The organism is Deinococcus aquatilis DSM 23025, from assembly GCF_000378445.1.
GTDB lineage: Bacteria > Deinococcota > Deinococci > Deinococcales > Deinococcaceae > Deinococcus > Deinococcus aquatilis.
In genome coordinates this window covers 101821-112682 of sequence record NZ_KB899702.1, presented here as the reverse complement: position 1 = coordinate 112682, position 10862 = coordinate 101821, and the positions used below count along the sequence as shown (strand labels likewise).

At 65.2% G+C, this 10862-nt stretch carries 11 protein-coding genes; 3 read left to right on the top strand and 8 right to left on the bottom strand.

Features of this window, described 5'->3' with window-relative positions; all coding sequences use genetic code 11:
• Positions 1-2: 2 nt before the first annotated feature.
• On the top strand, positions 3-194 hold the full coding sequence (locus tag F561_RS0106680; protein ID WP_019009176.1) for a hypothetical protein: 192 nt from the start codon (positions 3-5) through the stop codon (positions 192-194).
• 36 nt (positions 195-230) lie between these two features.
• Here the strand turns inward: F561_RS0106680 and tmpR are convergent, their stop codons facing one another.
• The 4 genes from tmpR to F561_RS0106660 all read right to left on the bottom strand — a co-directional run bounded on the left by tmpR (position 231) and on the right by F561_RS0106660 (position 3936).
• Positions 231-947, bottom strand: a complete 717-nt coding sequence (tmpR, locus tag F561_RS0106675; RefSeq protein WP_026298656.1) for a bifunctional dihydropteridine reductase/dihydrofolate reductase TmpR — start codon at positions 945-947, stop codon at positions 231-233.
• A 5-nt stretch (positions 948-952) separates the two neighbouring features.
• Positions 953-1384 (bottom strand): NUDIX domain-containing protein, encoded by a 432-nt coding sequence (locus F561_RS0106670; RefSeq protein WP_026298655.1) that lies wholly within the window; start codon positions 1382-1384, stop codon positions 953-955.
• Positions 1385-1495: 111 nt separating this feature from the next.
• A complete protein-coding gene (locus tag F561_RS0106665; protein ID WP_019009173.1) occupies positions 1496-3022 on the bottom strand; it encodes an ABC transporter permease subunit in 1527 nt (508 codons plus the stop codon).
• Positions 3019-3936: a DMT family transporter gene (locus tag F561_RS0106660; RefSeq protein WP_019009172.1), complete on the bottom strand. Its 918-nt coding sequence runs from the start codon at positions 3934-3936 to the stop codon at positions 3019-3021. The genes F561_RS0106665 and F561_RS0106660 overlap by 4 nt, the downstream gene beginning before the upstream one ends.
• Positions 3937-4125: 189 nt before the next feature.
• On the opposite strand from F561_RS0106660, the gene F561_RS24945 reads away from it, so the two are divergent.
• On the top strand, positions 4126-4461 hold the full coding sequence (locus tag F561_RS24945; RefSeq protein WP_019009171.1) for a hypothetical protein: 336 nt from the start codon (positions 4126-4128) through the stop codon (positions 4459-4461).
• 181 nt (positions 4462-4642) lie between these two features.
• A complete protein-coding gene (locus tag F561_RS0106650) occupies positions 4643-5497 on the top strand; it encodes an isoprenyl transferase (protein ID WP_019009170.1) in 855 nt (284 codons plus the stop codon).
• A gap of 37 nt (positions 5498-5534) precedes the next feature.
• On the opposite strand, the gene F561_RS0106645 is transcribed toward F561_RS0106650, so the two are convergent.
• The 4 genes from F561_RS0106645 to F561_RS0106630 form a co-directional block, all read right to left on the bottom strand.
• Positions 5535-6776 carry an MFS transporter gene (locus tag F561_RS0106645; RefSeq protein WP_019009169.1) on the bottom strand — a complete coding sequence of 414 codons (1242 nt, stop codon included), beginning with the start codon at positions 6774-6776 and terminating at the stop codon, positions 5535-5537.
• Positions 6773-7519, bottom strand: a complete 747-nt coding sequence (nth, locus tag F561_RS0106640) for an endonuclease III (RefSeq protein ID WP_281166579.1) — start codon at positions 7517-7519, stop codon at positions 6773-6775. Before nth ends, F561_RS0106645 begins: the two co-directional genes overlap by 4 nt.
• A 108-nt stretch (positions 7520-7627) precedes the next feature.
• Positions 7628-8629: a hypothetical protein gene (locus tag F561_RS0106635; protein ID WP_019009167.1), complete on the bottom strand. Its 1002-nt coding sequence runs from the start codon at positions 8627-8629 to the stop codon at positions 7628-7630.
• Between the two features lie 127 nt (positions 8630-8756).
• Positions 8757-10259: a flavin-containing monooxygenase gene (locus F561_RS0106630; RefSeq protein ID WP_019009166.1), complete on the bottom strand. Its 1503-nt coding sequence runs from the start codon at positions 10257-10259 to the stop codon at positions 8757-8759.
• Positions 10260-10862: the final 603 nt, after the last annotated feature.

The window sequence follows — 10862 nt, the reverse complement described above, 5'->3', positions numbered from 1 at the left end:
CCATGCCCGCCACCCACCGCGTGCGAGAAAAACCCTGTGCCCAGTGCGGTCAACCGTCGCCCGTGATGTACCGCGTGATCCGCGCTGAGGCCGAAGGCTGGGTCTTTCTGTGCCCCCCCTGCCGCCGCAAAGCCGAAGAAGGCAACCCGGAATATAGGTACGGCGGCACCTGGAAGGCGGAGAAGGGGCGCTGAGGGCGAATCAGCCCGCGCCTCTCCCACTCCCCGACCCTACAGATTCCAGCCCCCCGCCACTTCCAGCTCCTGCCCGGTGATGTAGTCGCTGGCCCGCACGAAGTACAGCGCGGCGTCTACGAGTTCGTCTACGGTGCCGGGGCGTCCGGCGGGAATTTCGCGCAGGGGTTGGCTGACGCTGGTTTCGATGACCCCCGGCGACACCACATTCACGCTGACGCCGCTGCCCGCCAGCACCACAGCCAGCGCCCGCGACAGGTGCAGCACGCCCGCTTTGGCGATGACGTAGGGCACGATGCCGGGGCGGGCCACCATGTTGCTTGCTCCGGCATAGCCCAGATTGATGATCCGGCCATAGCCAACCTCACGCAGCAGCGGTGCAGCGGCCTGACAGGTGGCAAAGGTGGCGGTCAGGTTGCTGCCCAGCATCTCGGCCCAGTCGGCATCAGTGGTGTCCAGCAGGGGCTTGTGGACATAATTGCCCACGTTGTTGACCAGCACGGCCAGCGGCGAACCGGGCAGGGCCACGTGTGCCCGCTGCACCAGTTCCCGCGCCTGCTGGGGCTGCGTCAGATCAGCCTGAAGGATGACGGCCTGCACGCCTGCCAACTCACACAGACGCGCCGTTTCCTGTGCATCCGACTCACTGCCCCGGTAATGCACCGCCACATTGAAGCCCTCTGCGGCCAGCGCCAGCGCCAGCGCCCGCCCGATCCCGCGTGCCGCACCAGTGACCAGCGCCGTACCCCGCAGAGAACTCACGCTTTTTCCTGTGGCAGCGCCAGATCAACCCGTGCCAGCGCCAGATCAACCAACGTGCGCGTAAATGAATTCAGCGGGTAGCTGTTGGCCTTGCTCAGTTCTACCCATTCCCACGCCTCGATTTCTTCGTTGGGCGCGATGTCAAAAGTATCGGCCCGCGCAAAATGGTCGATCAGGAGCATATGCGAGGGCTTAAAAAATTCCTCCGACAAGACGGCCTCCTGCGTCTGGGCATAGCGCACGTCCCGCAGGATCAGGCCCGTTTCTTCCAGAAATTCGCGTTTAGTGGCAGCTTCCAGCGTTTCGCCCCACTCTACTTTTCCTCCGGGCACGCCCCATGCGCCCCGCCATTTGGTCGTCCTGACCAAGAGCACCCGGCCATCTGGCCCCCACACCAACGCACCCACACACACCAGCGGCCTGTCCATGCTGCTCAGGGTATCCGCACAGGTGGCACGGTCTGTCGGCAAAGTGCCTATCTGGGGGTGCAGGCGGTCAGAGGGTCAAGAATTCGGGAAGGGCGCTGGTCGAAGCCGGATTCAGTGTCTGCTTCGGCCCCGCCGCCGCATGACCCGGCGTTCCAGGGCCGTCACACCCAGATACAGCACCACGCCCAGCCCGATCAGCAGGGCAATGGCGGCAAATTGCCGGGGCGTCTGGTAGTAGGCCCGCGCCTGATTGACCAGAAAGCCCAGGCCGGGTTTCTGGTTGCTGACAAATTCCCAGACCACCGCGCCGATCAGGGCCAGACTGAGTGAAAGGCGCAGGCCCCCCAGCATCACGGGCAAGGCTCCGGGCAATTCCAGCCGGGTCAGGCGCTGCCAGAAATTGGCCCGCAGGCTCAGGAACAGTTCCTGATAGGTGCGGTCTACCTCGCGCACGCCCACGATGGTGGCGATCATGATCGGGTACAGGGCGCTGAGGGCACTGACCAGCACGGCGGGAATCAGCGTGAAGCCGAACCACGTGATCAGCAGCGGGGCCAGCACCACGATGGGCGTGCTCTGCGACGCGATGACGTACGGACTGAGCACCCGCTCCAGCGCGGGCCGTTTGCCCAGCGGGTAGCCGATCAGAATGCCTGCCACGCTGCCCACCAACGCACCCAGCAGGGCGATCCGGGCCGTGCCCCACGTAGCCTCGGCAAATTCGGCGGGCGTTTTGAACAGCTCGGCCCAGACCTGCGCGGGCGCGGGCAACAGCAGCGGCACCCCGATGGCGCGGGCGGCCAGTTCCCACACCAGCAGGCCCACCAGCAGCGCAGCGGCAGGTGCCCAGGGAAAGCGGGGCCGGGGCGGTGGGCGCTCGGCACGGAGGCGAGTGCTGTCTCCGGTGCCCAGCAGGTCGCGTAGGCGGCCCTCGGTTAAGGTGGGGGCGGGCGGCACGGCCTTGGTGCGGGTGTCCAGAATATCCACGATGCGCCCGTCTCGCAGCACAGCCACCCGGTCGGCCAGCGTCGCGGCCTCGCGGATGGAATGCGTGACCAGTACGGTGGTTCGGCCCGTTTTTTCGTGCAGGTGGCGCAGTTCGGCGTTGAAACGTTCGCGGACCAGGGCGTCCAGGGCCGCAAAGGGTTCGTCCAGCAGCAGCACGTCACCGCTCTGGGCCAGAGCGCGGGCCAGCGCCACCCGCGCCCGCATGCCGCCCGACAACTGCGCCGGAAAATAGTCGGCGTAGGCGTCCATGCCCACCAGATGCAGCGCTTCGCGGGCGCTCAGGCCGCCGCCTGTGCCCAGATCTCCGACGCCCAGATCGTGCGGCAATTGCACATTTCTGAGGGCCGAGCGCCACGGCAGCAGCCGGTAATCCTGAAAGACCAGCGCCGGGGCTGACGACACCTCCACCCGCCCCGACTGCGGCTTCAGCAGGCCCGCGATCACGCGCAGCAGGGTACTTTTGCCGCCACCGCTGGGGCCGATGATCGCCAGAAATTCGCCGCGCCGCACATCCAGTGTCACGCCCGACAACACGGTTTCGCCGCCCAGACGCACGGTGACATTCTCCAGTTGAATAGGCGCGGTATCGGTGGACACAGCTTCGCCAGCAACGGATTTGGGACTGCTCATGTTTTCCTCGGCTTGCCCAGCGTATTGACCAGTACCACGCCCGCAATAGCCACCGCGCCGCCCACCAGACTGATGATTCCCGGCACTTCCTTCAGCCACAGCCAGCCGATTAGAATAGCCAGCACCGGGCTGACATACAGGAACGACGCCGTGGTATTGGCCCCCACCCGCGACAGAGCAAACGACCAGGTGATGTAGGCCAGCGCCGCCGGAAACAGCCCGATATAGATGACGGCGAGGTGTGCCGACAGCGGTGCGCGGGCCAACTCGGAGCCGAATCCGGGCAGAAAGATCAGCATGGGAATGGTGCCCAGCATCAGCGACCAGACCGTAAAGTGCAGCGGTTTCATGCGGGCCAGCAGCGGCTTTTGGAACACGAAATACAGGCTGGTAAACAGCGCGGCGGCCAGGATCAGCAGCGCCCCCTGCGTAAAGTTCACGCTTTCGCCCCGGCCCAGCACGATCAGGGCCACGCCCGAAAAGCTGATCAGGGTGCCCACCCATCCCAGCAGATTCAGCCGCTCGTTGCCGAAACGGGTCGCCAGCAGCGCCGTGATCACCGGCCCCGCCGCGATGATCAGGCTGGCGGTTCCGGCGGGCACGCTGACTTCTCCGTAATTCAGGCAGATGTGGTACAGCGTGATGCCCGAAAAACTGAGCAGCGCGATGCGGCCCAGATCGGGCAGGGGCGGCACGGGAATGCGCGTGACCAGCGCAAAGGTGCCCAGTGCGGCGCTGGCGACCAGAAAGCGGTACAGCGTGAGGTGGCCCGGCGAAAACGCTTCCAGCCCTGCCCGGATACCCGCGAAGGCCGAGGCCCAGAAGACGATCGTGACCAGAATGGCCCCCAGCGACACCGAATCGAGGGTCGTGGATGGACGGGCAGGAGCAGAGGGCGGCAGCGGAACAGTCACGGCGTCAGCCTAGAGCATGGGGGCAAATGCAGGGGCAGCGGGCGTTCCAGTTGGGAGGACAACTGAGGCCGCTGCCTAAGCACCTCATCAATGCCGCACCCATCCACCGCGCCCCCGCACGCGCCAGACTGCCGACACCACCAATTCAAGCACCACACAGGGTGCAAACCAACACAGGAGGCACCACGCATGGGCGAAGGCAAACCGAGCAGCACCTCTAGCAATGCACCCACCAGCAGCACCCCGGAAACGATGGAGAATCACACCGGAAACGCGACCAGCACGCACGGGGCCAACACCAACCTCGATTCCAGCATGCAGGGCGGCGCGGGCACGGCGGCAGATGCGGCGGCCACGCAGGACGCCGTGGAGCAGCACCAGCAGCAGGGCCTACCCAACGCCATCGCGGGCCAGAGCGACCCCGCCAAGCAGATGGACAACAGCGGCATGCTGAACCCCACCGGAGAGGGCAGCGACGCCGACCAGATGGGAGCCAGCGGCGTAGACCGCAACTCGGACGGCTGAAGCGGGAGCCAGCGCACCTGAATTCCCTTCAACCTGCCCGACTTTTGGCGGACGGTTCCGGGCGGGCGGCGGCGCTAAACTATGGGGTGATGTCTGGTTCCTGCACGCTCCTGTTTCTTCTATGTCCGTCTGTTCTGGCGAGACCGACTCTGTTCGGTGCGGCCTTTGCTGTGGCCCGCCCATGAGCGGGGGCACGGACAACAAACCGAAGAACAACGCCCTGACCCTGGCCCTCACCACCGCTCAGAAGGGCCGGAGTGCGGCGCGTGGGGCGCTGCTGTGGGGCTACGAACAGCGGCTGGCACGGGAGGTCCGGGCACACGGCAAGTTGCCGCGTCATCTGGGCCTGATTCTGGACGGCAACCGCCGTTTTGCCCGCGCTGCCGGGGTTCAGCGGGAGGTGGGCCACTCTTTTGGGGCCGACAAAGCCCATGAAGTGCTGCAATGGTGCCTGGAACTCGGCATTCCCGCCGCCACCATCTGGGTGCTGAGTACCGACAACGCCGGACGCGACGCCGGAGAACTGGCCCACATCCTGAGTCTGCTGGAGCGCGAGGCCCGCAACCTCGCCACCGACCCGCGCATTCATGCCAACCGCGTGCGGGTGCGGGCCATCGGACAACATCAGGCGTTTCCGGCGCACGTGCTGGACGCCCTGAAGGAACTGGAAGAAAAAACCGCTGGCTACGACGGCATGCGCCTGAATATCGCCGTGGGCTACGGTGGCCGGGAAGAAATCGTGGACGCCGTCAAGCTGCATCTGCACGCGCAGGCCGAGGCCGGAATGACGCTGGAGCAGGCCGCCGACACCCTCGAGCCGGAGCACATCAGCGCCCACCTGTACACCGCCGACACCCCGGACCCCGATTTTATTATCCGCACCAGCGGCGAAATCCGGCTGTCGGGCTTCATGCTCTGGCAGAGCGTATACAGCGAATATTACTTTTGCGACGTATACTGGCCCGGATTCCGTCGCGTGGATTTCTTGCGTGCCCTGCGTGATTTTCAGGGCAGAGAGCGGCGGTTCGGGCGCTGAGCGGAGGCTCTGGGCCTGGGGCGGCGTGGTCCTTCCTTCAGTCGCCCACACTCCCGGCCATTTTCTGGTTCAACGTGCCTGCCCGCCGTGCAGGGCGGTAAAGGCCCAGATAGATCGCCAGCACACTGCCCGCATACATGGTCAGCGTCCAGGCAAACAGAAGGTTGAAGGCGACACTAAAGGGGAGTGCCCCGCGCACCACGCCCGCCAACATGCTGCTGATGGCCCAGCCCAGATCCCACGCGATCACGTTGACGGCGGAATACAGCGGGCGGTCCCTGTCGCTGAGGACGGTCATGGCGTGGGCGGAATAGACCGGGCCAGCCGCGTTCATCAGTGCGCCGCGTGTAAAGAGGGCCGCCGTGACCATCCAGAGTTCGGGCGCAAATCCCAGCAGGGCCAGAAACGGCAGGCTGCTGGCCTGCACCACCAACACGGCCCGTAGCGGCCCCAGGCGGCGCACCACCCACGGCTGAATCAGGGCGGTAGCAGCGGTAGCGAGGCTGGCCCACGCGAACAGCGTGCCGAGGCTGGCATAGCTGATATTGAATTTTCCCTCGATAAACACGTTCAGGAAGGGAATGGTGGCCCCCGCACCCAGTCCCACCAACACGTTGGGCGTGACCAGACGGGTCATGGTGCGGCGGTCTTGCACGGCGAGGGTGCGGCCTCCCGGCTCGGGCGTGTGCTTGCCCGCCCGCAGGCTCAGCACCGGAATCAGTCCCAACGCCTGAAACCCTGCGGCCACCAACAGCGCCGCCCGCAGTGCGCCCAGACCATCGGCCTCGGTGCCCGTGCTGGCGGCATACAGCTCGGGCACACGCCCACCCAGCAGGTTGCCCAGAAAACCCGCTCCGGTCATCAGGGCACTCTGCACACTGAACAGCGTGACGCGGCTCTGGGGGGTGGAATGTGCAGCCATAAAGGGCGAGCCTGCCACCACCAGGGCCGCCGTGCCCGCCCCCTGTACGATGGCGCCCACCATTGCCATCAATGGGCCGGAGGCCGAGGCCAGCACCACCGCGCCCACCAGCCCCAGCACGCTGCCCAGCGCAATAGCACGCACATTGCCGATGCGCCGCGCCAACCCCGCCGCCGGAAGCGCGAGCAGGGCCAACGTCAGCGCGGGCAGAGCATTCAGAACGCCCTGCCACTGGGCACCCAGTCCCAGTTCCCGCAGATAGAAATTGAGGAACAGGGCCGCGAACGCCTGAGACAGCCCGAAGCTGAAACTGGCCGCCAAAAACAGCCACACCTGATTGGAAAAGCGCAGGTTCATAAACTGCCTTTCGCGGGCTGTCCCTTCTGGGGCTGACCTTCCGGCAAGGTCACGCCGACCTTGGGGCAAAAGTCACGCATCAGGCAGGCGGCACAGTCGGGCTTGCGGGCCATGCACACCCTCCGCCCGTGCAGGATCAGCGCGTGGTGCAAAAAGACCCAGCGGTCACGCGGAAACAGCCTGCCGAGGTCGGCCTCTACCTTGTCGGGGTTGGTTTGGGTACTCAGGCCCAGCCGCCGCGCCAGCCGCCCCACATGGGTATCCACGGCAATGGCCGGGTAGCCGTAGGCATTGCTGAGCACCACGTTGGCCGTTTTGCGCCCCGCTCCCGGCAGCGCCACCACCGCCTCAAAATCGTTGGGCACCTCGCCGCCGTGCCGCTCTATCAGCAGGCGGGCCAGCGCCGCCAGATTCCGCGCCTTGCCCCGGTACAGCCCAATCGTCCGAATCAGGGGTTCAAGGTCGGCGGCCTCGGCCAGACTCATGGCCTGCGCGTCGGGGTAGCGGGCAAACAGGGCAGGCGTGGCAGCATTCACGCTGACATCGGTGGCCTGTGCGCTGAGTACCGTGGCGACCAGCAGTTCAAAGGGGCTGGAAAACTGCAACTCGGTGCGGGCGTCCGGGTAGAGGGTCTGCATGGCCGCCAACACCTGCGGAGCGCGGGCTTTGGCCCCGGCAGGCAGCCGCGCCGCAGTTTTGGCAGTAGCACGCGGCGAAGAAGAGGAAGAGGGCGGCAGGGTCACAGCGCCCAAGCTACACCCGCACGCGTCGGGCTGTCCCTGCAAAGCAGACGGCCAGCGCTCAGACCCTCAACACTGTGCCCAAACCCCACAACCTACTGGCCCCCCGCCTTACCGCACAGCAGTCAACGTCAGCACACTCGTTCCGCCCAGTTGCAGCGAAAAGTCAGCTTCTCCGGCATCCTGCCCTTCTGGGGCGGTCAGCTTGCCCTTCACCTCGGCGCTGTAGCTTTCGGTGCGCGTGGCGCTGACCGGCAGGCCATCAGGCCGTACCCGCAGTTCTCCAGTCAGGCTGTAGCTGCCCAGCGTGGTGGTCAGGTTGGCACTCTGCCCGGTCACGATCTGCTGGCCCTGCACGATCCGTGCGGCGCGGCTGAAGACCAACAGGCCGTTCTGCACGCCCTCGAACCGGAGTTGCTGCTCCACGGTGATGGCCTGCGTTTCGCGGTTGCCGGTGCCCAGGCCCGCCAGAGGGTTGCTGGGCTTCAGCGTTTTGGTGCGCGTAAATACTTCTCCCACCGTCAGGGGTCGCCCCACGATTCCAAAGGCCGCCGGATCGAAATTGGCGACCAGATCGGCGTGCAGTTCGGCCAGCAGCGTATTCAAGTTTCCCAGAATACCCGCCAGGGGGTCAGCATTTTCGGGCGATTCGTCGGGCTGGAAGGTCAGTGTGCCCGCGCCGCTGGCCGCCAACGTTCGCACCGAACGCAGCGTCAAGGGTTCTTGCCCGTCCTCGGTCAGAATGGACGTGTACAGCAGCTTGCCGGACGCGCCCGCAGCAGGCAGCACCTTCACGAACTGCTTGAAGGGCTGCACGCTCTCGCCCGAACGCGATTTCAGGGCGCTCAAAAACTGGGCCTGGGCGTCTTTTGCTTCCGCTTCCGGCACGCCCGTCAGGACAAAATCCCCACCCGTAAAAGTGACCCGCGTGACCTCGTTGCCCCGGTATTCGCGCACCGTACCGACTGGAGCAGTGAGGGTCAGGGGCGTGATCGCGGGGGAACTGGGAGTGGACGGCGCAGCAGCGGGTGCGGGCGGTGTGGCGGGAATGCTGTTCTGGGCCACCGCCGAAGTGAGCAGGATCAAAGACAGAGACAGGACGAGGCGGCGCATGGCCCAAGCCTAGCGCCTGCCCGAAGCGGCTGGGGAAGGCGGCACAGAGGCAACGCTCACCCACGACATGGGGCTGACCGTGACGCTCACGGCAGGGCAACTCTGGCAAAGATGGATGGCGCAGGCCTTATTTTGCGGCTCTCGGGTGTGTCAGGAGTGGAGGCGGCCGCTCTGGACTGAGCAGACCCCAGTACAGCGCCGGGTTGAAGCGCCGCAGAGTCCTGCGGAAACGCGACGCACGCTCCGGCCAGAGCGTACTGTTGCGGCCCGTGTCGTCAAGGTAATACGACGTGCAGCCGCCCTGCACCCACACCGAGCGGGCCAGCTTCTCCTGAAGGGCCGCGTTGTAGGCCGCCTGCGCCTGCGGGATCGGCTCCAGCGCGGCGAGACCAGAGGCGTCCAGATAGCTCAGGGCGTGCAGAATGTAAGCGATCTGCGCCTCTGCGATATACACGATGCTGTTGTGGCCCAGCGCCGTATTCGGCCCCACGATCAGAAAGAGGTTGGGAAAGCCAGCGACCGTGGTGCCGTGCAGGGCTTCCATGTGCGGCCTCCACGCTTGCGCCAACGAGCGACCACCCGTCCCGAAAATGATGCTGGCAACCGGGGGATGCGTGGCGTCGAAGCCCGTGCCGCCGATCAACACGTCAAATTCTCTCTCCTGGCCGCCTTGCGTGACGAGGCGGTTGCCCCGTACCTCCCTGATGGCGTCGGTGACGAGGTCCACGTTGGGCTGCGTGAGGGCCGGGTAGTAGTCGTCGCTGACCAGAATGCGTTTGCAGCCAGCGCGGTAGGTCGGAGTGAGTTGGGCACGCAGAGTGGGGTCGCTGACCTGCGCCTCCAGATGCCTGCGTCCGATGGATTCGGCGGCGGCGCGAAACCGCTCATGGGTGAACGACAGGAACCGCGCCTCCGCGACCCCAAACAGCCATTGGCGCTGGAGCCGTTGCAGCAGCGGGAAACGCCTGAACAGGCGGCGTCGGCCCTCGCTGGTGGGGTGATCCATGCGCGGCATGATCCAAGGGGCGGTGCGCTGGAACACGGTGAGCTGCCCCGCAAGTTGCTGCACCTCCGGTACGAACTGGATGGCCGATGCGCCTGTACCGATCACCGCGACCCGCCTGCCAGTCAGGTCAACCGAGTGATCCCAGCGGGCCGAGTGGAACTTCTGGCCCTGGAAGCTGTTCAAGCCGGGAATGTCCGGCCATTTGGGCTGAATCAAGGGGCCGTGACCAGAGATCAGCACGCGGGCGGTGTACTCTCCCCCACTGGTCTGGATACGCCACAGCGCCACGCCCGCGTCCCACTCGGCCCGCTGCATCTCGTGCCCGAGGCGGAGATGTGGGCGCACCTCAAAGCGGTCGGTGGTGGCCTTCAGGTACGCCAGAATTTCTGGTTGCCGGGCGTACTTGTGCGTCCAGTCGGGGTTGGGAGCAAATGAGAAGGAATACAGGTCGCTTTTGATGTCGCAGGCGCAGCCCGGATAGGTATTGTCGCGCCAGGTACCGCCGACCTCAGAAGCCCGCTCGAACACCACGAAATCCCTTACGCCCCGGCGTTTGAGTTGAATCGCCATGCCGAGTCCGGCAAAACCCGCGCCGAGAATGGCAATCTCCATGTGGGTGGTCATACGGATGTCTCCTGTAAGCCATTACCGTGCGGTGGGCGGGCAAAAGTGCTCTGTCCTCGATCCACGGATGGCAACGATGCAGACTGGGCGGGAACGGTACCTGAGGCGGTGGGGTTCCAGTGGCGGCGGAATGCAACGGAGTCCGTATCATACAGATTCCGATTGCACGCCAAAATGTACGGCTTGCCAAACTTTGCGGGGCAGCTCTGGACGAATAGGCGGTGCTGGTCCGACGGTCAGGGAATCATGTGGAATCCATATCAGCAGTCGCGCCGGGCGCACGAATGGACACCTTTCCCAGCAATACGCCACAAAACAAGCCCGCCCTGAAATCAATCAGAGCGGGCTTCTGCTGGTCGAGGCGACAAGATTTGAACTTGCGACCCCTACCACCCCAAGCTAGACTGGGCCGTCACGGTCTGTCACCGTTCCTCCCTAATCTGCGTCTAGGACACACTCTTCCGAGTCTATCCATCCCAATTTGTCCCCAATTGCTCCCCTGCTTCTCGGCGGTGTAGCACACACGTAGCACACGGCACCGTCCCCAAAGAGATTGACTGGCACGCGAAGGAAATCTTTTGCAAGTCCCTATCGACTCTAGGG